Raw genomic sequence first — 22,920 nt, forward strand, 5'->3', positions numbered from 1 at the left:
AAGCATCTACTGACCGATCCGACGAGGCTAATCAGTGCTGGGGATAAGTGGTGAGCAGACGCAAACTCGCACGTTTCGATGTTGAAACGTGCGAGTTTGCGTCTGCTCGCGGTAAGGGGGTGACCCTTACAGCGGGATGTTCTTGTGGCGGCCGCGACGGGCGGGCGCCTGAGCCAACGCTTCGGTCAGCTTGCTGCGGGTGTGCGCAGGGTCGATCTTCTCGTCGACCACACCGATCTCGATGGCGCTGTCCACGCCACCGGCGATGCGCTCGTGCTCGGCGGCGAGCTCCTCGTGCAGCGCCTCGCGCTCATGCTCGGGCGCGGCGGCCAGCTTGCGCTTGTGCAGGATGCCGACGGCCGCTTTGGCGCCCATCACCGCAACCTCGGCGTCCGGCCAGGCGAACACTTTGGTCGCATTCAGCGAGCGGGAGTTCATCGCAATGTAGGCCCCGCCGTAAATCTTTCGCGTCACCAGCGTCACCCGGGGCACGCTGCATTCACCGAATGCGTGCAGCAGCTTGGCGCCGCGCCGCACCACACCGCCCCACTCCTGGTCGACACCCGGCAGGTAGCCGGGCACGTCGACGACGACCACCAGCGGGATCCCGAACGCGTCGCACAGGCGCACGAAACGCGCTGACTTCTCGGCACTTTCGGAGTTCAGGCAACCGCCCAGCCGCAGTGGGTTGTTGGCGATCACGCCGACCGTGCGACCGGACAACCGGCCAAGCCCGACCACCATCGACGGCGCCCACTTGGCCTGGAACTCGTCGAACGGGGTGTCCCCGTCCAGGATCGCTTCGACGATCGGGTGCACGTCGTAGGCACGACGTGCGGATTCGGGCAGCAGCGCCCGGATGTCGGTGTCGCCGGCTTCGGCCTTGCTGCGGTCGAAATGACCTTGCTGGCAGAACAATCCGACCAGACGGCGGCTGCGCTCATAGGCGTCGAGTTCGTCGTCGGCGACGATGTGGCACACGCCGGACTTCTTGTGATGGGTCTCCGGGCCACCGAGCGACGCCATGTCGACGTCCTCGCCGGTGACGCTGCGGACGACGTCCGGTCCGGTGACGAACACCCGACCCTCCGGCGCCATGATGACAACGTCGGTCAGCGCCGGTCCGTAGGCGGCGCCGCCGGCGGCGAAGCCGACGACCACCGATATCTGCGGGATGTAGCCGGACGCGCGGATCATTGCCTCGAACACCGTGCCGACCGCGTGCAACGCCCGAACGCCCTCGGCGAGCCGAGCGCCGCCGGAGTGCCAGATGCCCACGATCGGGCTCTGCTCCTCGATGGCGGTGTCGTAGGCGTTGACGATGTGCTGGCAGCCTTCAGTGCCCATGGCGCCACCCATGACGGTGCCGTCTGTGCAGAAAGCGATGGTCCGCACGCCGTTAACGGTGCCCGACGCAGCGAGCACTCCGGAGCGGTCACGCTCGTGCAGCAATGCCAGGCTGTCGTTGTCGAAAAAGTTGCTCAGGCGCAGTAGCGGATCGCGGGGGTCGAGCGACTCGCCAACCGCCTCAGGGGCCATGATTGTCATCGCAGATCTCCTTGTTCGGCAGTGATGCTCTGGGTTTATCCGACGGTTCTTGGGTTTCTCTTGCGTTTTCCTAGTACCGCCCAAAGGCGATGGCCACGTTGTGGCCGCCGAAACCGAATGAGTTGTTGATCGCGTAGTCGTATTTGCCAGGTCGCGGCTTGCCTGCCACCACATCCAGGTCGATTTCTGGATCGAGGTTCACCAGGTTAAGTGTCGGCGGGACGATCTGGTCCCGCAACGCGAGCACGGTCAGGATCGACTCCAACGCACCGACCGCACCGACGGAGTGGCCGAGCGCAGATTTCGGGGCGTACACCGCGGGGCGGTGACTGCCCATCGCGTTGTTGATCGCCCTGCCTTCCGCCACGTCACCAACCTGGGTGCCGGTGGCGTGGGCATTGACGTGGTCGATGTCAGTGGGGGTCAGACCCGCCAGCTGGATTGCCCGCGAGATCGCGTGCCCCGCGCGGACACCGTTGGGGTCGGGCGCCACCATGTGGAAGCCGTCCGAGGTGATGCTTGCTCCCATGATCCGCGCGATGATGTTCGCGCCACGGGCCTTCGCGTGCTCCTCGGTTTCGATCACCATCAGAGCGGCAGCCTCGCCGAACACGAAGCCGTCGCGGTCCTTGTCGAACGGACGACACGCACCGGCGGGGTCATCGTTGTTGGTGGACATCACGATTCGCATATTGGCGAACCCGGCGATGGGCACCGCCTCAATCTTTGTCTCGACGCCGCCGCAGATCGCGATGTCGGCCTCGCCGAGCACGATTTGCTGCCACGCGTGAGCGACACCCTCGGCGCCAGAAGCGCACGCCGAGATCGGTGTGATGACACCGGCCTTGGCGTGGCGTTCCAGACCGACTGCCGCGGCAGCGCCGTTGGGCATGTACTTCTGCACGGTGAGCGGGGAGATCGCTCGGAAACCCTTCGCGCGCATGGCGTCGTAGTTGAAGACGAGTTCTTCGGCTGAGCCGAGGCCGGTCCCGATGGACACCATCAACCGATTGGTGTCCACCTCGGGCGAACCGGCGTTCTCCCACACCCGCCGGCCCATAATCGTGGACATCCGCTGCAGGTAGCCCGTCCGACGCAACTCGACTCGCGTGAGATGGTGGTCGAACTCCTCCAACAGGTGACCGCCGATGTGGACCGGCAGGCCGAACTCCTCCACAAACGGGTCATCGAGCGTGCGGATCCCGGACTGGCCGTCGAGCAACAACTTGAAGGTGTTGTCGGCGTCGGTTGCCAGCGCGGTCGTCGCGGCGATGCCGGTGACGACCACATTCGGGAATGCTTTCCCGGTAACCAACTCTGTCATGGCGTTTACGAACATTCCTTCCGTACGTCGTGGTGATCGCGAGGCCGGCAATGCCGGTCGAAGCGGGTCACCACCGTCTAGCCTCAGTAACGCCCGAAGGCGAGTGCCACATTGTGGCCGCCGAACCCGAACGAGTTGTTGATCGCGTAGTTGAACTCGCCATAGCGAGGCTCACCAGAGACAACATCAAGTTCGATCTCAGGGTCCGGGGTCTCGTAATTAAGCGTCGGTGGAATGACTCCGTCCCGAAGGGCCAGCACCGTTAGAGCAGATTCGAGCGCGCCCACCGCACCGATGGAGTGGCCAAGCGCCGACTTCGGTGCGTAGACCGCGGCACCCTCGCAACCAGCGACCCGAAGGGCGTTGGCCTCGGCAGCGTCGCCGATGGGTGTCGCCGTTCCGTGAGCGTTGACGTGGTCAATGTCCTTGGGGGACAAGCCCGCCAGCTCCATTGCCCGAAGCATCGCCCGACCGGCACGTGCGCCGTCGGCCGCGGGCGCCACCATGTGGAAGGCGTCCGAGGTGATACCGGCGCCCATCAACCTGGCCAGCGGCTTGGCGCCGCGTGCCTTGGCGTGCTCCTCGGTCTCGATGATCATGAGCGACCCGGCCTCGCCGAACACGAAGCCGTCACGGTCCTTATCGAACGGTCGCGACGCGCGCTCTGGCTCGTCGTTGCGAGTCGACATGGCCCGCATCATCGAGAACGCCGCGATGGGCAGCGCCTCGATGGGGCCCTCAACGCCACCGCAAACGGCAAAGTCTGCATCACCCATGACGATCTGACGCCACGCGTGAGCGATGGCCTCAGAGCCCGAGGAACAGGCCGACACCGGGGTGATAACCCCGGCGCGGGCGCCGAGTTGCAGACCCACGACCGCCGCGGCGCCGTTGGGCATGATCATCTGAACGGCGAGCGGCGACACCTTGCGGGGGCCGCCCTCGTTCATCAGGTCGTAGCTCTCCACGATCCGCTCGGCGCCACCGAGTCCGGTGCCGACGACAACAGAGAACCGGTCGGGATCGACCTCGGGGGCGCCAGCGTTCTCCCACAACTGCGTGCTGAGCCACTTGCTCATCCGCTGGACATAGGACATGCGGCGCATGTCGAGCCTGCCCATGTGGTCGTCGAACGCCTCCTTGAGGTGCCCGCCGATTCGGACGGGCAGATCCCACTTGGTGACGAAGTCGTCTTCGAGCACACGGATGCCGCTTTCGCCGGCTAACAAGCCCTTCCACGTGCTCTCGATGTCCGGCGCGAGCGATGTCGTCGCCGCGACGGCAGTTACCACAACGCTGGGGTAACCGCCATTAGCAGTGGAAGGCTTGGTCACTTGCTTTCCAGCCTCGACTGAACGTTGGCAGCGGCCTCGGGGTTCTCGGTGACGAGCTTGGAGCGCAGTGCCTCAGCAGCCTCGGGGTTCTCTTCCTCGAGCTTCTGGATGTAGGAGACGACGTCGCCGACGGTACGCAGACCAGCGAGGTCCTCGTCCGGGATCTTCACGCCGTACTTGTCCTCGGTCTGAACGGCGATCTCAACCATCGACAGCGAGTCGATGTCCAGGTCGTCAACGAACGACTTCTCCGGGGTGACCTCGGACGGCTCGATACCGGTGACCTCTTCGATGATTTCGGCGATACCGGCGATGATTTCTTCTTGACTGACGGCCACAGTATTTCCCTTCATAACATGTTGTGTACAAACCGATTTGACGTACTTTTAGTGATTCCGGCTCGAGTTGCAGTTAAAGACTGGCCAGCTCGTCCAGATCTGCGGGTGACTTGACGGCGCGCGTCGGAACCCCCCGAAGTTCGCGTTTGGCGATACCGGTGAGTGTGCCCGCGGGCGGGAACTCCACGATCGCCTCGATGTTGTGCTCACGCAGCGTCGCGGTGCACAGATCCCAGCGCACCGGCCGGGTCAGCTGAGAAACCAGGGACTCCATCGCCGCGGCGGCGGAAGTCACCGGCTTGCCGTCGAAATTCGACAACAGGGTTGCGGTGGGCTCGGCGGTCGCGATACCGGCTGCCGCTGCGGAGTAGCCGGCCAGCGCGGGAGCCATGAACTCGGTGTGGAAAGCACCGGCCACACCCAATGCGCGAACGCGGGCCCGGGCGGGCGGGTCCTCGGCGAGCTTTTCCAACGCGGTCAACCGGCCCGCGGCGACAATCTGGCCGGCGGCGTTGCGGTTGGCGGGCACCAGGTCGAGTTGCTCGAGGCGGTTCAGCACCTCGGCCTCTTCTCCACCGAGCAGCGCGGACATGCCGGTGGGCTCGGCGGCGCAGGCCTTGGCCATCTCGGCACCACGGGTGGCGGCCAGCATGACGGCGTCATCGCTGCCGAGCACGCCGGCGATTGCGTAGGCCGCGATCTCGCCGACGGAGTGCCCGGCCACGATTACCTCGCGTCCTGACAACAAGCCCCTCTTGGTCAACTCCTGGTGGGCGAGCAAGGTGGCAGCGACGATCAACGGCTGGGCGATCGCGGTGTCGGTGATCTCTTCGATCGATGCGGTGGTACCCAGTCGTGCCAAGTCCAGGCCGCTAGCCTGAGACCATGCGGCGATCTGGTCTGCCGCGCCGGGCAGTTCCAGCCACGGCGACAGCATTCCTTCGCTCTGGGAACCCTGTCCGGGCGCAAGCAATGCAATCACGTGTCTAAGAGAACACTGTGAAGACGGGTTTGCGGGGTGTAACAGATTATGAACCTCGTCTTAAGTTTTTGTAGACTTCCTACAAAACAGCTCCGTAAGCTACATGTTTGAGATCCGGCCGCGATCTGTCATATAAATCACTATCGCCCCGACGGGCCTACCGTACCGCCTCTGACCGGCAGCGGAAGCCCTGAGACCTGATTGTTGCCGACCCCTGAAGGGTGTGTCGGGTAGTTGAGTTGACCCACCGTCGCCGCCACTCGCAGCACATACGCGTCCCGCGGCTCGGTGGGGTCACGCCCGGTGAACTCGGCGATCCGCTTCAGCCGGTACCGCACGGTGTTTGGATGAACGAACAACTTCCTGGCACAAGCCTCAATCGCGCCGCCAGAGTCTAAGAAAGCATTTAAGGTTTCGAGCAGTGTGGGACCCGCATCCGCGAGTGGCTGCATGACATCGGTGTGCAGCGCCACGATCGCCGAGGCGTCGCCCATCAGGGCCCGTTCCGGGAGTAGTTCCCTGGCCTGAACCGGTCGCGGAGCGCCACGCCAGCCTGCCACCGCGTTCATCCCGGAGATCGCCTCGCTGGCGCTGTGATAGGCCGCGCTCAGCATGGGCGCCGTGGGGCCGATGACCACTGGATTGTCGGCAAATGCCCCCAGGATGTCCTTCAAGAATTTGTCGGTCGGTGACAGCTGGCCGGAGACGATGGCCACCAACCAGGTGCCGTGCACGTCGGTCAGGGCCGCCCTGCCGTGCCGGGCGGCGATGTCGCGGACGACCTGACTGGCCCGCTCGCTGCTGTTCTCGGTGGCCTCGCCGTCGCGGTTGGGCGCCGGGGTGCCCACCACGACCGTTGCCGGCGCGGTGGTGTCCCAGTTCAGCGCGGCCGCCCTGGACAGCAGTTCCGGACCGGTGTCGCCGCGGACGACGGCGTCGACGACGCTGGCCTCCATCCGGCTGTCCCAGGCGCCTCGGGCCTCCGCGGCATCGGCGTAGGCGGTGGCGGCAGTGAACGCCAGGTCGCGGCTGTACTTCAAGATGCCCACTGTCAGCGCGGTCAGCTGCTCTTCGGAGCGCGCCAGCAGCGGCACCACCTCTTCGAAGTACTCCATGGTGGTCCGGACCATGTCCACGGTGTGGCGCAGCGCGATGCGTCGCGTCAGGTCCTGGGGCACCAGCTCGAAAGCCTGCGCGGTGTAGCTGACATTGCTGTGGGGGTCCTGCATCCACTCGACGAAGTTGACCACCGCTGTCTGCACCACCAGCGCCACGCTGGCGCGCTGGGAGGCTTCCAGGTCACCGAAGAACGGCAGCCGTTCCTGCATCGCCGAGACGGCCTCGGTGGAAAGTCGGCCCGAATACTGCTTCAGCCGCCGCAGCAGCGAGTCGGGCACGGCGTCGAGCATCTCGAGTGGAGATTTGAGACGCGCCAGCTGCGCCTTGTTGTCGGTCACTCCTAAAAGCTACGCCCAATTTCTGGAAGGTTCTTCCAAAGGGAGCGGCGCGATTGTGAGCCAGCTTCACGTTCGGTGCCGAGCGTGAAACCAGCTTCACGTTCGGTGCAAGGCAGGCAGTGTCAGGCCACGCCGGGGTCGGAGGTCTGCTCCGGTGCGGCCTGGACGTCGTCGATCTTCAACTCGCGCGCTGCCGCGACGGCCACCGAAGGGTCGATCTCACCGTCGCGGGCCAGCGCCTCGAGCACCGCGACGACCAGCGATTCGGCGTCGGTGTTGAAGTAGCGCCGCGCGGCGGGCCGGGTGTCGGAGAAGCCGAAGCCGTCGGTACCCAGCGTGACGTAGGTGTTCGGCACCCACGGCCGGATCTGCTCGGGAACCGCGCGCATCCAGTCCGACACCGCGACCACCGGGCCACTGGTGTCTTTGAGGACCGTCGTGATGTACGGCTCGCCCGGCGTCTCGTCCGGGTGGCGCAGCCTCTCCCTCTCGATGGCCACACCGTCGCGGTTCAGTTCGCCCCAACTGGTCACCGACCACACGTCCGCGGACACGTCCCAGGTTTCTGCCAGCATGTCGGCTGCCTTGAGCGCCGAGGGCATCGAGACCCCGGAGACCAGGATCTGCGCCGTATTGGATCGCTTCTGCTTGGCCACCCGGTAGCGATAGATGCCGCGCAGCAGGCCCTCGGGGTCGAAGTTCTCCGGCTCCGGCGGCTGGCGGTAGGGCTCGTTGTAGAGGGTGATGTAGAAGTAGATGTTCTCCGGGTTCTTCCCGAACATCCGCTCCAGGCCGCTTTCGATGATGTACGCGACTTCGTAGGCGAACGACGGATCGTAGGACACCACTGCCGGATTGGTGGCCGCCAACAGCAACGAATGCCCGTCGGCGTGCTGCAGGCCCTCACCGACCAGCGTGGTCCGGCCGGCGGTGGCGCCCAGCACGAAGCCGCGGGCCATCTGGTCGGCCGCGGCCCACAAGCTGTCGCCGGTGCGCTGGAACCCGAACATCGAATAGAAGATGTAGAGCGGGATCATCGGCTCGTTGTGGGTGGAATACGACGTGCCGACCGCGGTGAACGAACCCATCGACCCGGCCTCGTTGATGCCCTCGTGCAGGATCTGCCCGATTGCGCTTTCCTTGTACGCCAGCATCAACTCGGCGTCGACAGCGGTGTACAGCTGCCCGTTGCGGTTGTAGATCTTGAGCGACGGGAACCACGAGTCCATCCCGAAGGTGCGCGCCTCGTCCGGAATGATCGGGACGATCCGCTTGCCGATTTCCTTATCCCTCAGCAGTTCTTTGAAGGTGCGCACCAGCGCCATGGTGGTGGCTACCTCCTGGTTGCCCGACCCCTTCTTCAGCGCCTTGTAGGTGTCGCGGCCGGGTAGCTTCAGCACCTTGGCCTTGGTCCGGCGCTCGGGGAGGAAGCCGCCGAGGGCGCGGCGCCGGTCGAGCAGGTAACGGATCTCCGGGGCGTCCGGCCCGGGGTGGTAGTACGGCGGCAGATAGGGGTCTTCCTCGAGTTGGGCGTCGCTGATCGGAATCCGCATGGCGTCCCGGAAGTGCTTGAGGTCGTCGGCCGCCAGCTTCTTCATCTGGTGCGTTGCGTTGCGGCCCTGGAAGTGGGCGCCCAGCGAGTAGCCCTTGATGGTCTTGGCCAGGATCACCGTCGGCTGGCCCTTGTGGGCGGTCGCGTCGCGGTAGGCGGCATAGACCTTGCGATAGTCGTGCCCGCCACGCTTGAGATTCCAGATCTCGGAGTCGCTCATCTTCTCCACCAGCGCCTTGGTGCGCGGGTCGCGGCCGAAGAAGTGGTCGCGCACATAGGCGCCGTCGTTGGCCTTATAGGTCTGGTAGTCGCCGTCCGGGGTGGTGTTCATCAGGTTGACCAGCGCGCCATCCCGGTCGGCGTGCAGCAGAGCGTCCCACTCGCGGCCCCAGACCACCTTGATGACGTTCCAGCCGGCGCCGCGGAAGAACGACTCCAGCTCCTGGATGATCTTGCCGTTGCCGCGTACCGGGCCGTCGAGGCGTTGCAGGTTGCAGTTGATCACGAAGGTCAGGTTGTCCAGGGCATCGTTGGCGGCTACCTGGATCAGCCCACGGCTCTCCGGCTCGTCCATCTCGCCGTCGCCCAGGAACGCCCAGACGTGCTGGTCGGAGGTGTCCTTGATGCCGCGGTCGTGCAGGTAGTGGTTGAACCGCGCCTGGTAGATGGCGTTCATCGGACCCAGGCCCATCGACACAGTGGGGAATTCCCAGAAGTCCGGCATGAGCCGGGGGTGTGGGTACGACGGCAGGCCGCCGCCGGCGTGGCTGTGTTCCTGGCGGAATCCGTCCAGACGGTCGCTGGTCAACCGGCCTTCAAGGAAGGCGCGCGCGTAGATGCCAGGGGAGGCGTGGCCCTGGATGTAGACGTGGTCGCCGCCGCCAGGGTGTGATTTGCCGCGGAAGAAGTGGTTGAACCCGACCTCATAGAGGGCCGCCGACGACGCATACGTCGAGATGTGGCCGCCGACGCCGACACCGGGTCGCTGCGCGCGGTGCACCATGATGGCCGCGTTCCACCGGATCCAGGTCCGGTAGCGACGTTCGACGTCCTCGTCGCCGGGAAACCACGGTTCCAACTCGGTGGGGATGGTGTTGACGTAGTCGGTCGACGTCAGCGCCGGGATAACGACCCGCTGCTCGCCCGCCCGTTCCAGCATTCTCAGCATCAAATACCGCGCCCGCGCGGGCCCGGAGCGCGCCAGCAACTCGTCGAACGACTCCAGCCACTCCGACGTTTCCTCGGGATCGATGTCAGGCAGATAGGACGCCACACCTTCGCGAATCACCCGAACGCGGTCGGGTTCGCTTGTGCTGCTTTGGGTTCTGGCCAGATCGTTGCGGGAGAACTCAGTGGTCAACGCACTACTCCTGTAGTTGGCAGGGTGGCTCTCAATCGATCGCACCCCTATCGTGCCGCACCGGAGTACCCGGCGGATAGGCGCGGTCCAGTCCATTTGTTGCTTCGACCCGCACTTCTTGGCACACCGAAGTCGGGACTTGTGGGGCAGATGGGATCGCGACCCGGTAACGTCACGCCCGTGCTCATCGGATGGCGTGCCGTCCCTCGCCGGCGCGTGGGGGAGTTTCCCAAGCGCGGTGCCACGGCTCTGGGATGTGTTGCGGTGCTGGTGATGGGAATCGTGGGGTGTACGAAGGTCACCGACGGTATCGCCGGGCCCGACACCAGCGTGGCCCCGGCGTACCGGTCGTCGGTCTCGGCATCGGTGTCGGCATCGTCGGTGACGTCCAGCGTCAAGGAATCGCAGCGTCAGCAATCGCTGACCACCAAGGCAATCCGGACGTCGTGCGACGCGCTGGCGACCACGAGCAAAGAAGCCATCGACAAGGTGAACGCCTTCGTCGCGGCATTCAACGCCGGCAAGAGCACGGCGCCGGCCGAACGTCCCGCGATCGACGCGCTCAATGCCAGCGCCACCGCCGTGGAGAGCAGCTACAGCGACGCCATCCCGGGTCAGATGCGTCAGGCTTTTGACACCTATAACGACGCGGCGCGGCAGGTGGCGAACGCCATCGGCACCCACGCGCCGACGGGCGAATTCAATAAGCGGGTCGATCGGCTCAATGACGCCAAGACCAAAGCACTGAAGTTGTGCATGGGCTGATGAGCAATCTTCGTATGAAGCTGGCTACCGCCTGTGCGACGATAGCGTCAATCGCTACTCGTACGGTTGGTTAAGGGAGGATTCAAGTTGGTCGCGGCGGATCGCGCCTACGCTCGAAAATTGGGCGTTGAACGGGACCAAGTCGTCCAGGAGTGGGGCTGGGACGAGGACACCGACGACGAAATCCGGGGGGACGTCGAGGATGCCTGCGGCAGCGAGCTTCTCGACGAGGATACCGATGAGGTAGTCGACGTGGTGCTGCTGTGGTGGCGCGACGGCGACGGGGACCTGGTCGACACGTTGATGGACGCGATTACCCCGCTCGCCGAGGACGGCGTGATCTGGGTGTTGACGCCAAAGACCGGTCGGCGAGGGCATGTGGCGCCGGCCGATATCGCCGAGGCGGCCCCCACTGCGGGGCTGATGCCCACGTCGTCGGTGAATTTGGGCAACTGGAGTGCCAGCCGATTGGTTCAGCCGAAGTCGCGGGCCGGGAAGCGCTGATGCTTGACGTCGGAGCTATCGCCCCCGACTTCACGCTGCGAGACCAGAACCAGCAGCCCGTCACGCTCAGCAGCTACCGAGGGGCCAAGAACGTGCTGCTGGTGTTCTTCCCGCTGGCATTTACCGGGATCTGTCAGGGTGAGCTCGACCTGCTGCGTGATCACCTACCGCAGTTCGAGAACGACGACAGCGCGGCGCTGGCCATCTCGGTGGGGCCGCCCCCTACGCACAAGATCTGGGCGACTCAGAGCGGGTTCCTGTTTCCGGTGCTCTCGGACTTCTGGCCGCACGGTGCGGTCAGCCAGGCATACGGAGTGTTCAACGACGCAGTCGGCATCGCGAACCGCGGTACTTTCGTGGTCGATCGGTCCGGAGTCATCCAGTTCGCTGAGATGAAAGGGCCTGGTGAGCCCCGCGATCAGAAGATGTGGGTCGATGCGTTGGCGGCGCTGAAGGCCTGAGCGTTTTGGGTGGTTGGCCTTTCGGCGTGTAACCTGCGCCGGGGCAAAAGGGCGCGTAGCTCAGTGGTAGAGCTCTGGTTTTACACACCAGCGGTCGGCGGTTCGATACCGTCCGCGCCCACCAGTGTTTACGCATGTCAGCGGCATACTGAGTTGATTTGGCTTGAGGGCAACCCCCGTCGTGCCAAGAGTGCGCCAACTAAGTGCCGGGACCCGGCGCAGGTGAACGGAACGCAGGACTTCGTCCCAAACGTATTCGAGCTGACCGGGGCCAAGGAGCGGCTGTGGCCCATCAACGAGCACAGCTGGTTGTCGGGCATCCTCCGACGCATTGACCGAGCCACCTGGCGGGCGCCCTTGCGCTCAAGGAAGCCGGGCGAAGAGAACCCGAAGGCCGCTCTCTCCCGGGGCGGCACCGCATGACACGACTACCGACACTGCGCGTTTGGCGGCCTACCGTGAGATTGGCGGGCTGTAATCAACGCTTCCGTCGGCGGGGGATATCCCGCCGAGAAGCACGTCGCCCGCCGATTCGATGCCAGAGCGTCTTCGTACACGTGGCCGTAGACCCGGAGTGTCATCGCCGGATCGTGGTCCAGCCACTTCGCCGTCGCCGACAACGTGGTGCCGCTGTCGAGCATCCGCCGGCGAGCTCGCTGCTGTGCAGTGGCGGCGGAACGCCTTGGAGCACGGTCTCGGGCCGAATCGGAGAGCCATCCTCATTGATCCCAATGAGGCCTGTGTCGATCCATGTCGGGCCGAACGCCAGTCTTTCGCGCTTCGCTTTGATGCCGGGCTCGCCGAAGGTGCTGAACAGCTCGGAATACCCGGCGCCGTTGGGCGCGCCCGCAGGTAGGCCAGCGCCGCGGCGGAACGGTTTCCGCGCTTGGCGCGCTGGGGGATTCGTTCGCTGTACAGGCGCAGTGTCAGCAACTCGTCGAGGTTCGGGGTGTCGAGGTGCTGCAAGCGGATAGAGCAAAACGCGGGGCTGTGCAAGCCTTATTTCAAGATGGCGGCTAGAGCGTCTTTCACAGCTTGATACGCAGGTTTCGGGTTACCCGCAGCGTCGAGCAGCCCAAAGTTGTCCATGATGTCGTTCAGGTCGGTGCCAGCATCGACCATGTCGTAGAAGAACACCGGTCCGGCCCACGGGGTGGTTTTCTCCCACGCCAGAACTTGAGCCACGGCCGTGGCTTGGTCGGCGGCACTGACTGAGGCGTAGGGCGCTGTGCCAGTGGGCGCGCCGAACTCAGTCAGCCAAACCGGTTTTTGCATGACATCATAAACGGACGTAATCGACTGTAGCCCAGCCACACTGGGTAACTCTGGGAATGTATACGGGTGCAGCGCAACACCATCCAGGTACTTGTTTGCCCCAACCGCGTTGAGCCCCTCCACAAAATCCAATGGCGAGATCTGTCCCGCACTCGATAATCCCCCAGACAACACAAAAGAACTCGGGTCGACGGCTTTGATTGCCTGGTAGCTAAGCTCCAGCAACGTGGCATAACCAGCGACTTCTGGTGTTGGTCCCCAGAACTCGCGAATGTTGGGTTCGTTCCACACTTCCCATGTGCTGATCTTGCCCTGATAGTGGGTGGCCGCTGCGGATGCGAACTCAGCGAATTGAGCCGGATCAGTAGGCGCTCCGTGCATAGTGGGGGTGTTACCCGTGGTAGCCCAGTCTGGGGCGTAGGTGACCAGCCCAACGATCTTGAACCCATACTCCTGCGCCAGATCCACCATCGGGTCGATATAGGACCAGTCCAAGGTGCCCTGCGACCATTCAACAGCCTGCCAGCCGATCTCTATCCGAATCCACGTCATGCCAGCGTCTTTCATCGCCTGCAAGGAAACCGCCGTCCACTGCGTCGGGTCACCAGCCGGGAGTGCCGCACCACCACCGCCGTGATCGACGTGACCTGTGCCGCCTTGCCCGCCTCCGCCCCCGGTGCCGCCGAGGCCGCCTGCGCCGTTGGTATCGCCGTCCCCGCCTGCTCCGCCGGTATCGCCGGGATGGCCCACGGTGCCCGGGGACCCTGGCGCGCCGCCGCCGCCGGCGCCGCCGGTGCCGCCGGTGCCGCCGGTGCCGCCGGTGCCCGCTGCACCCGTGGGCCCGGCGGTCCCCACCATGCCCGCGGCCCCGCCGCTGCCGCCGGGGCCGGCGTCACCGCCGTTGCCGCCGCTGCCACCAATGCCGCCGACTGCATCCACGCCCACACCGGCACCACCCAGGCCGCCGGTGCCGCCCCTGCCGCCGGCCCCCCCAACCCCGCCGGCCCCACCATTGCCGAACAACATCCCGCCGTGGCCGCCGGCACCGCCCGGACCGCCGACACCACCGGCACCACCCTGGCCGCCAGCGCCACCCGCGGTGCTCGCCTGGCCGACCGTGCCGGTTACACCCGCCCCGCCGGCTCCGCCGATCCCGCCCTTCCCGAACAATCCGGCATCACCACCGCGGCCGCCGGCCTGCCCCGGGGCACCAGAGCCGCCGGCACCGCCGTTGCCCCACAAGATCCCGCCCGCCCCGCCGGCCTGCCCGGTGCCGGGCGCCCCGTTGGTGCCGTCACCGATCAGCGGGCGCCCCAGCAGCAGGTTGGTGGGCGCGTTGATCACACCCAGAATCGCGTCCTCGAGCGGCTGCAGCGGCGAGGCATTGGCCGCCTCAGCGGCCGCATATGCGCTGCCCGCGCCGTTCAAGGCCTGCATGAACTGGGCATGAAATGCGGCCGCTCGCGCGTTGAGCGTCTGATACTCCTGGCCGTGGCCGGAGAACAGCGCCGCAATCGCCGCCGACACCTCATCGCCAGCGGCGGACACCAGCGCTGTGGTCGGGGTCGCGGCCGCGGCATGTGCCGCGTTCAGCGACGCTCCGATGCCGGCCATATCCGCGGCCGCGGTGGCCATCAAGTCTGGTGCTGCGATCAGATATGACATCGCTGTCCTCCAGTACGGCCCACGACACATGACTCAGCAGCTAAAGACGACAGCCCGATTGAGGCGGGAGCAAACCACCTTCTGTCAAATGTTCTGACTCAGTTCGGCTGAAATTGAATCGCTCAAAAACTTTCCCATTAGTTAAATACCTGATCCGAGATATTGCTAGTAGTTCTTATCGCATTCAGCGAATTCAAATCGTATAAAAACGCGCTTACTTGCAGATCAAATATCCTGCCGAACGCCAAATGTCGTACTAAAGTCATGTGTTGAGCCCGTCGCGCAGACCTGGAGTACTCGGTACGGAGTCGGTGTCGAGATGCGGGGAGGGGGCGACAAGAGGCCAGCCGTGCGGGCCGGGTGCGCCATCCTGGCCGAAGAGGCCCGCAGCGCCACCGGGGCCGGCGTCGCCACCGGTGCCGCCGGGCGTACCGGTGCCGCCGGCATCGCCATTCCCGCTGATGCCGAAAATGCCTTTCGAGTTGCCGCCGCCGCCACCACCGCCAGTGCCGCCGATATTGGCGGCGAGGTTCGCCCCGCCGGACCCGCCGGTGCCGCCACCGCCGAAGATCACCCGGCCAGCCGCATCTGAACCGGCCTTTCCGCCGTCGCCAACCAGGTGGCCACCCGCACCGCTGGCGCCGCCGGTCCCATCCACCCCGTCCGCGACGTTGCCCGATCAACGGGCGCCCGAACAAGAAATTCGTCGGCGAGTTGATGAAACCGATGAACTGCTGAAACGGCGAGGCAGCAGCCGCCTCCGTCAGCGCGCATACGACCCAGCACCAGCCGACAAGCCGCCAAAAAGCAATTCTGGAACGCTGCTGCTTGCGCACTGACCGCTCGATACTCCACCCATGGGAATCGAACGTTGCCGCAACAGCCGCTGACGCTCATCCCCAGCCGCGGCCAATAGGCCTTTCGTCGGGACCGCAGCAGCCGCATTGGACTTCCACTAGCGACCGATGCCGGTAAGGTCTGAGGCCGCAGCCAACAAAGTCTTAGGCGCTGCGATCAAACTGGGCATCCGAGACCACTCAACTAACTCGGTCACGACTTAAAGAAGTCGGCACGTGGGCCTCGGCGCCATGCCAAACGACTCGGCAAATACGAACGATCGTCGGAATTTCGTTAAGAAGAACAATATATCCATAAACTGCAACATCGACTAAGTGGTTGGCATAACCAGCACGACGATGCTGATCTGGCGCGGCGACGAACCCGGCGTGCGCATATTCAGTGCTGGGTCAATTAACGGCGCCGCGGGTTACCTGCGGGCCGGGCGCGGTGCGATGTCGCGACAAGAGTCGCGCTGCTTGACCCGGTGCTCCGAGTCGGAGCATCGCGGCCAATGCCGTCTCGAGGACCACTTCCTGTTGCACGCGGCTGCCGCCGATCGATGGAAGCCCGGAAAGCGATTCGAGGAGATAGTCGAGCGCGGCGCGCGGCTCACCCGCTGTCAACGCGATGAAGCCTTCACCGATCAGGCGCAACGTAGTTGCCTGTTCGTTGGTCGCGTCGGGAACACTGATCGCGCGGATCGCGGCCGGGTCGTTCGCCGCCGCCAAGAGAAGCAGCGCGTGAAATGCCATGAACGGTGTTTTCGGTGCGTAGGCAAGCGAGCCGACCTCGGCGAGTATCGGCATCGGATCCGGCGGAGTCACCCAGTCCGGGTGCAGGCGCGCCCGCCAGGCAAGTGAACCCGCATCGACCAAACAGCGCACGTCCCTGGAATGGGGCGGCGCGAGAGACGATGCGTACCGGCGCGCCGCCGCAGCGGCATTGCCCATGGCGAGTTCGTGCAGCGCGGCATGCCACTGAAAGTGCGGGACGTAACGCTGCGTGCTGCCGTGACCGGCGATCCATTCCGTTAGCCATTTCAGTCCGGCTCCGTGCGCGTCGCTCTCGTAGTGGACGTGGGACAGTGCGTGCGCGGCGTTGCCGTTGCCCGGGTCGAGGTCGAGCGCGGCATCGGCGAGATCGGCGGCGTCATACCAAAGGCCCTGTTCGGTTCGCCCGTACGCCCGTAACCCCAGATACCAGGGCGCCTCGCCGTGCACGCCGGTGAACCGCTCGACATACTGCCAGGCGTCCGGCAGTGCGCCGCCGACCCCCGCGAACGCAATCGACGGTGCGAGCACCAGCAATGCGACCGGGTCATCCGGCACGCGGTCGAGGTGGTCGATGAGTGCGGCGGTGCCTGCGGCGTTCCCCTTCTCGCACCATGTTGCAATGGCCTCGACGTGGCTGCGGTCCTCTTCGCTGCCATGTGCGAGCGCAACCCGGGCTCGCGCCAGGTGGCCGTTGACTGCGTCGGGACCGCCGGCCCGGTCGGGACGTTCCGTGGCAATCATCGCCAGCGCGACATGCGCACGCGCGTGGTCGGGATCTTCCGCGATCGCGGCGGCGAAAGCTACCGATGCACCGTCCTGGACGGCCAGCAATCGACGCACGCCCTCGGCGTAAGAAGCATTGGCACCGGCCACTTTTGGGGTGGTCGTGATGAGACGGGGTGCCCTCATCGGACGTTCGCACACGTCGTAGGCCAGCAGTTGCGCTGTGGCGGCGGCCTGAGCGCGAATCTCGGGGATCGCCGTGGTCTCCCACTCCTCGCCCTGACGGATCGCCCCAATGCAAATGATGCCCTGGACCACGGCGCCGCCCTCGTCGATGAGGCGGCCGTCGGTATCGAGTCGAACGCCGATGCCGCACGGGTGCATCGACGCGACACCCGAAGCCAGCAGGTTCGCCCACAGGGGGGAGCGTTGCAGGGACCGTCGATCCCACGCGGTCCCGGTGGCGCCAACCACCGCGTCACCGCGCCGACGAACTGATCCCTCGGTGGTCGTCACGACCAGTTCGACCCCATCTCCGCGCAGCGATACATCGGCCACTTCGCCGGCCTCGATGATCAGTTGGCCACTGCCGATCGCGGCATCAATCGCGGTGGCGATCGTCGGTGGCATCCGGTGGCGCAGGACCTCCCACTGCCGCAAGTCCTCGCGCAGGAGACGGCGTTGGTCCTCCCACCCCAGCGAGCGCCACAGCCGAGCGGTGCGTGGCCGCACTGCGTCGATAACTTGTCGCCAGTTCAACCCGGCGTCGCGAGCGTGTGCGAGATCCGCACCGAGTGCGGCACGCAGCTGATCCAGGGTGTTCGCGTCACCGAGCGCATCGAGGTGAGGTAACTCTGTCGGCGCGCCGGTGTCGCGGAATCGACGCGGGAGTGCGCCGTGGCGCGACAACATCGTCACCGTGGCGCCGCGTGCGATCAGATGCAGCGCTACGTCGATGCCCGTGAGTCCAGAACCGATCACCAAGACGCTCTCGGGCCGACGCGCACCAAGAGCCGCGAGCGCGCCGGGTCCCCAGGGATCCACGACGACCTTGCCGTCAGTGCCCGCGGCCAACACCGGAGCGAACGCGCGTTCCAACGAGTCGGGCAGGCCACCCGCGGGGCGCCCAGACGCAAGCACAACGGCGTCGGCCGATAACGAACGTCCGTCGTTCAGCTTCACCTGCGTTGACGCGCCGGGTACCAATCCGACGACCTCGGCGGTCTCGATCCGCACGGCGGCACCCGCCAGTTGCTCCCGCAGGTAGCGGCCGTACGCGAGGCGCGGTGCGAAGCTCTCAGCCGGCGCGACAGCTCGTTCGTCCAGCCAACGACAGAAGTGGTCGGGATCGTCCGGCCAGGCAGACATGCGATGCGCAGGAACGTTCAACAAGTGGGTCGGGTCGTTGGTGCCGTACGCCGCGCCGGTGCCGGGGTGACCGGACGCGTCTATCAGCGTGATTTGAAAGTCTGGTTTGCTCCGGCGCAGATGTGCCGCGGCGAGTACGCCTGCAGCACCACCACCCACGATTGCGACGCGGATCACAGCGGAAGGTTATCTCTTATGGGTCGGCCGTAGTGTCCATATGAGGCGAGCGATCTGTCTTGAAGGAGCCCGATGACCGCACTGGAAGGTCAGAGTTTTCGCGCCGACTCGGTACCGCAGAACTGGGCAGCGCTCGGCGCCTGGCTTGGCGATCGCGGGATGGCGCTCGACGCGGGCGAGCCCCGTCAGTTCGCGAACGGTCTGGCGAACCTGAACTATCTGATCTCGGTCGATGGCCGACCCGTGGTTCTGCGCCGGCCGCCGGGCGGACAACTGGCCGAGGGTGCCAGTGACATGAAGCGCGAGTTTCGGGCACTGAGTCGACTGCATGTGCACTACCGTCGCGCTCCGCAGGCAGTGGCTTTCTGCGAGGACGCCTCGGTACTGGGGAGCCCATTTCAGCTGATCGAATACCGGCCGGGCACCGTAGTGTCCGACACGATTCCCGAACACCTTGCCGGCATCCCCAATGGCCGGCTCGCTGACGAATTCGTGACCGCGCTCGCCGAACTGCACTCGATCGACCTCGACACTCATCCTGAGCTCGGTGACCTCGGGCGTCCCGAGGGATTCATCGCACGACAGATTTCCGGTTGGAACCGGCGGGCGCACAATGCATTCGACGGATCACCGCCGACAGCGGTCGAGCACATCGTGTCCTGGCTGGGCGCCGCAGCGCCAGAGCCGTCGATCAAACCGACTGTGCTGCACAACGATTTCAAGTTCGACAACGTGATCTTTGATGAAACGGGCACGGCCGCCGCCGTGATCGATTGGGACATGTCGACGCTGGGCGATCCACTCTTCGATCTCGGCGTCACGCTGTCCTACTGGGCGCAACCGGACGACGCGGACGTCATTCGCGAACTCCGATTGGCCCCTTCACTGCAGCCGGGCTTCCCGGACCGAAAAGCACTCGCGGCGAGGTACTTTGCCGCCGCAGGGCGCGAAGCGGTGCCGGTGGGCTTCTACCTGGCGCTGGGTCGACTCCGGCTCGCGATCGCATGGCAGCAGATGTTCGTGCTGCATCAACGCGGGGCGCTCGTCGGTCCGCAGTACGCCGCATTCAGCCGCATTGCGACGTCCGTCTTGGCGGTGACGGCCGATTCTCTCTCGACAGAACACTTCTGATATTCCCACTCGGAAGATATTCCCCCTACACACAAAGAAAGAGGATGGCTCCGTGATCGACTTCTCCGTACCCGCGGAACTGACCGCGCTCGGCGAACGGGTCCGCACATTCGTCATCGACGCGATCATCCCCTACGAGCGCGACCCGCGACTCACCCAGCACGGCCCCACCGACGGGTTGCGCCAGGAACTCGTCGAGTTGGCCCGCAACGCAGGCCTGCTGACCCCGCAGGCGTCCACCCGATTCGGCGGCAAGGGCATATCGCATATCGAGCAGTCAGTGATCTACGAGGCCTCCGGGTGGTCCACGCTCGGACCCGTGGCAATGAATTGCGCTGCGCCTGACGAGGGGAACATGTTCCTGCTCGACAAGCTGACCACCGACGAGCAAGCTGAGGTCTTCCTGAAACCCGTTCTCGACGGCCGGGTCCGATCCGTGTTCGCGATGACCGAGCCCGGCGGAGCAGGTTCGGACCCCTCGCAACTGCTCACCGAGGCGCGACGCGACGGCGACTCCTACGTCATCAACGGCCGCAAGTGGCTCATCACCGGCGCAAACGGCGCGGGCACCTGGATCGTCATGGCCAACGTGGTCGACGATGGAGATCTCAGCGGACCAACGTTGTTCCTCGCCAAAGGTGATGACCCCGGATCTGGAGGCATCGTCATCGAGCGGGTGATGAACTCCATGGACCGCAACTATGTCGAAGGACACGGCGTGGTCGTCTTCGACGATCTGCGGGTGCCGGTGGCGAATGTGCTCGGCGAAGTCGGCCAGGCAATGCGCTACGCGCAGATGCGCTTGGCCCCGGCGCGCCTCACGCACGCCATGCGCTGGTTGGGTGCCGCATCACGTGCTCAGCACATCGCCTTGGAGCATGCGAAGACCAGAACGGCGTTCGGCGGCCCGATCATCGACCATCAGGGCGTCGGATTCATGCTGGCGGACAACGAGATTGCGCTCACCCAGTGCCGCCTGGCGATCTGGCACACCGCCTGGGTTCTGGACCAGGGGCACAAAGGGCGGCACGAGAGTTCGATCAGCAAAGCATTCGTGTCTGAGGAGCTGTTCAAGGTCGTCGACCGCTGCATACAGGTCATGGGTGGAATCGGCGTTACCGACGAAACGCCGATCGAGATGATATTCAGGGACATCCGCGGATTCCGTCTCTACGACGGGCCCACGGAGGTCCACAAGTACGCGATCATCCGGCGGATGAACCACGTCGGTTCGGCCGCAGCGCGCGTGCCGGGATCTGAGAACATATGACGGATAATCCCGTCCTTCAGGCCTGACCCCCTATGGTGTGAGTGTGGACCATGCGGGGGAGCGCGGGCCCCGGACCGGGGCTTTGACCGACTGTGAAAGCGAGCAGCTGCATCTATCCGGTCGCATCCAAGCTCATGGCGCGCTGGTTGCCGCCGACCTGCAGGATCGTCGCATTACCTACGTCAGTGCGAACACAACCGAAGTGATCGGGGCGGAGCCGGACCAACTGTTCGATTCCCCGATCACGGCAATCTTCGCCGACGACGAGCAGCCGCGGCTGGAACAGGCCATCGAGCAGAGTGGCCACCGGCCTTCGTCGCCCGATCTCTACGGAGTGCGCCTGGCCGCAGGACCTGACCGCAAGGTCGATGTGATTCTGCATCAGGTAGGCGGGCAGGTAGTCATCGAGATCGAGCGGGCCCAAGGAGACGAGCAGGCCAACGTCGTCCCGGTTCTCTATGCCTCGCAGGCTTTGGGCGAGGCGACGGGTGTCCCCGCGATCGAGGCGGCGGTTGCGAGCGCGGTACGCGCACTGACCGGCTTCGACCGCGTGATGGTCTACCGGTTCCACGAAGACGGACACGGCGAGATCGTCGCGGAAGATCGTCTCCCAGGACTTGTTCGCTACCTCGGGCATCACTTTCCGGCGGGTGACATCCCTCCGCAAGCCCGCCAGATCTACACCCGCAAAGCGTCGCGGTACATCCCGGACGTCGACGAGGGCGACGTCGCCGTCATCGCGTCAACACGCATGGCCGGCAAGAGCCTCGACCTGACCCAGGCCGCGCTGCGCAGTGTTTCCCCCTTCCACATCGAATACATGCGCAACATGAATACGGGAGGGAGCCTTTCGTTCGCCATGGTGGACGGAGACCGGCTGACCAGGCTCGTCTCGTGTTCATCCAGGAATCCGCGAACGCTCTCGCGCTCGCGGCGCAGGTCGTGTGAATTGGTGGTCCTGCAGGCGAAACTCCAACTCGCCTCGGCCGAACAGATCGCCGGGCTCAACGAAGCGGCCAGCCGCGAATCCATCCGGACACGGCTCAAGGCAGCGATGCAGAGCGCGCCCACGATCGCCGAAGGACTTATTTCCGGTTCCGGTGACCTGCTGGAGCTCTGTCATGCCGACGGCGCCGCGGCGGGTGTGGACGGGCAATACCGGTCTATTGGCGCAGTGCCGGCCGAGGACGCCGTGCAACGACTCGCAGGTGAAATCCGCGCGGCGCGGCCCCCGGGTTTGCCCTGGGCTACCGACCGCTTAGAGCTATCGACGACTGACTCTCTCGGTACAGCCGGCTGCTTGTTCGTCGGTCTCGGAGCGGCGAATGACTTCGTGGTCTGGTTCCGCCAAGATCGTGTTCAGCAGCTCCGCTGGTTGGGGGATCCGAGCGCTCAATCGACTGGGTCGATCAATCCGAGGAAGTCTTTCGATACCTGGGTACAGCGAGTCAGCGGTTCCTGTGTGCCCTGGCTGGAAGCTGACCTGCAGGCGGCGCAACTGGTTGCCTACGACGTCGAATCCGCCCAGCTGAGCCGAGCTCAGGCCAAACTGGCACACCTCGGCCTGCACGACTCGCTGACGGGGCTACCGAATCGTCGCCACCTCAGTAGCGTCATCGCCGAGATGCTGGCAGCAGCAACTGCAACGGATCCGTTGGCCGCCATCTTCATTGATCTCGATCGCTTCAAAGAGGTCAACGACGCACACGGACACGACGCGGGCGACCGCGTGTTGCGCGAGGTTGCAAGGCGCATATCGGCGGCGACCCGTGCCTGGGGTGAGGTCCTGATCGGGGCAGATATGCGCCCGCCCGCGATCAGGCTCGGCGGGGACGAGTTCCTGGTGGTACTGCCTGGTGCTGATGAGGAGGGTGCCACCGTGGTGGCTGACCGGGTCCGTCAGTCGCTGCGGGAACCGATTGTGATCAGCCCGGTCCTGGCGCTGACCATCAGTGCCTCGATCGGAGTGGCATTGGCCGCGGAGCCCGAGGAACTGCACCATCTGCTGAGCCGGGCCGATGCGGCCATGTACGAAGACAAGCGGCGCCGCGGCGCCACGTCCCGGCACTAGAC

At 65.2% G+C, this 22,920-nt stretch carries 17 protein-coding genes and 1 tRNA gene; 8 read left to right on the forward strand and 10 right to left on the reverse strand.

What is annotated here, in order from left to right; all coding sequences use genetic code 11:
- Positions 1 to 126: 126 nt before the first annotated feature.
- From ACZY1I_RS17285 to aceE, 7 genes are all read right to left on the reverse strand, one after another.
- The gene (locus ACZY1I_RS17285; RefSeq protein ID WP_463755650.1) at positions 127 to 1,548 is read right to left on the reverse strand and encodes an acyl-CoA carboxylase subunit beta; all 1,422 of its coding nucleotides are present in this window, start codon (positions 1,546 to 1,548) and stop codon (positions 127 to 129) included.
- 70 nt (positions 1,549 to 1,618) lie between these two features.
- Entirely contained in the window at positions 1,619 to 2,872 is a 1,254-nt protein-coding gene (kasB, locus tag ACZY1I_RS17290; RefSeq protein WP_463755651.1) for a 3-oxoacyl-ACP synthase KasB, read from the reverse strand.
- Positions 2,873 to 2,955: 83 nt separating this feature from the next.
- Entirely contained in the window at positions 2,956 to 4,206 is a 1,251-nt protein-coding gene (gene kasA / locus ACZY1I_RS17295; protein WP_463755652.1) for a 3-oxoacyl-ACP synthase KasA, read from the reverse strand.
- On the reverse strand, positions 4,203 to 4,544 hold the full coding sequence (gene acpM, locus ACZY1I_RS17300; RefSeq protein WP_463755764.1) for a meromycolate extension acyl carrier protein AcpM: 342 nt from the start codon (positions 4,542 to 4,544) through the stop codon (positions 4,203 to 4,205). The genes kasA and acpM overlap by 4 nt, the downstream gene beginning before the upstream one ends.
- 73 nt (positions 4,545 to 4,617) lie before the next feature.
- On the reverse strand, positions 4,618 to 5,526 hold the full coding sequence (locus tag ACZY1I_RS17305; RefSeq protein ID WP_463755653.1) for an ACP S-malonyltransferase: 909 nt from the start codon (positions 5,524 to 5,526) through the stop codon (positions 4,618 to 4,620).
- Between the two features lie 140 nt (positions 5,527 to 5,666).
- Complete coding sequence (locus ACZY1I_RS17310) at positions 5,667 to 6,983, reverse strand: PucR family transcriptional regulator (RefSeq protein WP_463755654.1); 1,317 nt, start codon at positions 6,981 to 6,983, stop codon at positions 5,667 to 5,669.
- A gap of 122 nt (positions 6,984 to 7,105) precedes the next feature.
- Entirely contained in the window at positions 7,106 to 9,895 is a 2,790-nt protein-coding gene (aceE, locus tag ACZY1I_RS17315; protein ID WP_463755655.1) for a pyruvate dehydrogenase (acetyl-transferring), homodimeric type, read from the reverse strand.
- Between the two features lie 180 nt (positions 9,896 to 10,075).
- Here aceE and ACZY1I_RS17320 point away from each other — a divergent pair, with 180 nt between their 5' ends.
- From ACZY1I_RS17320 to ACZY1I_RS17340, 5 genes are all read left to right on the forward strand, one after another.
- Entirely contained in the window at positions 10,076 to 10,660 is a 585-nt protein-coding gene (locus tag ACZY1I_RS17320) for a hypothetical protein (protein ID WP_463755656.1), read from the forward strand.
- An 87-nt stretch (positions 10,661 to 10,747) separates the two neighbouring features.
- The gene (locus tag ACZY1I_RS17325) at positions 10,748 to 11,164 is read left to right on the forward strand and encodes a DUF3052 domain-containing protein (protein ID WP_463755657.1); all 417 of its coding nucleotides are present in this window, start codon (positions 10,748 to 10,750) and stop codon (positions 11,162 to 11,164) included.
- Positions 11,164 to 11,625 carry a peroxiredoxin gene (locus tag ACZY1I_RS17330; protein ID WP_463755658.1) on the forward strand — a complete coding sequence of 154 codons (462 nt, stop codon included), beginning with the start codon at positions 11,164 to 11,166 and terminating at the stop codon, positions 11,623 to 11,625. The genes ACZY1I_RS17325 and ACZY1I_RS17330 overlap by 1 nt, the downstream gene beginning before the upstream one ends.
- 49 nt (positions 11,626 to 11,674) lie before the next feature.
- Positions 11,675 to 11,749, forward strand: a tRNA-Val gene (locus tag ACZY1I_RS17335).
- 98 nt (positions 11,750 to 11,847) lie between these two features.
- The gene (locus ACZY1I_RS17340; protein ID WP_463755659.1) at positions 11,848 to 12,048 is read left to right on the forward strand and encodes a hypothetical protein; all 201 of its coding nucleotides are present in this window, start codon (positions 11,848 to 11,850) and stop codon (positions 12,046 to 12,048) included.
- Positions 12,049 to 12,624: 576 nt separating this feature from the next.
- Here ACZY1I_RS17340 and ACZY1I_RS17345 read toward each other — a convergent pair.
- The 3 genes from ACZY1I_RS17345 to ACZY1I_RS17355 form a co-directional block, all read right to left on the reverse strand.
- Positions 12,625 to 14,565 (reverse strand): PE domain-containing protein, encoded by a 1,941-nt coding sequence (locus tag ACZY1I_RS17345; protein ID WP_463755660.1) that lies wholly within the window; start codon positions 14,563 to 14,565, stop codon positions 12,625 to 12,627.
- 262 nt (positions 14,566 to 14,827) lie between these two features.
- Positions 14,828 to 15,223, reverse strand: a complete 396-nt coding sequence (locus ACZY1I_RS17350) for a hypothetical protein (protein ID WP_463755661.1) — start codon at positions 15,221 to 15,223, stop codon at positions 14,828 to 14,830.
- A 589-nt stretch (positions 15,224 to 15,812) separates the two neighbouring features.
- On the reverse strand, positions 15,813 to 18,446 hold the full coding sequence (locus ACZY1I_RS17355) for an FAD/NAD(P)-binding protein (protein ID WP_463755662.1): 2,634 nt from the start codon (positions 18,444 to 18,446) through the stop codon (positions 15,813 to 15,815).
- Between the two features lie 72 nt (positions 18,447 to 18,518).
- Between ACZY1I_RS17355 and ACZY1I_RS17360 the strand changes: the two genes are divergently transcribed.
- From ACZY1I_RS17360 to ACZY1I_RS17370, 3 genes are read left to right on the forward strand one after another with little or no spacing between them, the layout of a single operon-like run.
- Complete coding sequence (locus ACZY1I_RS17360; RefSeq protein ID WP_463755663.1) at positions 18,519 to 19,577, forward strand: phosphotransferase family protein; 1,059 nt, start codon at positions 18,519 to 18,521, stop codon at positions 19,575 to 19,577.
- Between the two features lie 52 nt (positions 19,578 to 19,629).
- Positions 19,630 to 20,847: an acyl-CoA dehydrogenase family protein gene (locus ACZY1I_RS17365; RefSeq protein WP_463755664.1), complete on the forward strand. Its 1,218-nt coding sequence runs from the start codon at positions 19,630 to 19,632 to the stop codon at positions 20,845 to 20,847.
- Positions 20,848 to 20,890: 43 nt separating this feature from the next.
- Positions 20,891 to 22,918: a sensor domain-containing diguanylate cyclase gene (locus tag ACZY1I_RS17370; protein ID WP_463755665.1), complete on the forward strand. Its 2,028-nt coding sequence runs from the start codon at positions 20,891 to 20,893 to the stop codon at positions 22,916 to 22,918.
- The last annotated feature ends 2 nt before the right edge of the window (positions 22,919 to 22,920 follow it).

The organism is Mycobacterium sp. IDUB_37 (genome assembly GCF_055419245.1).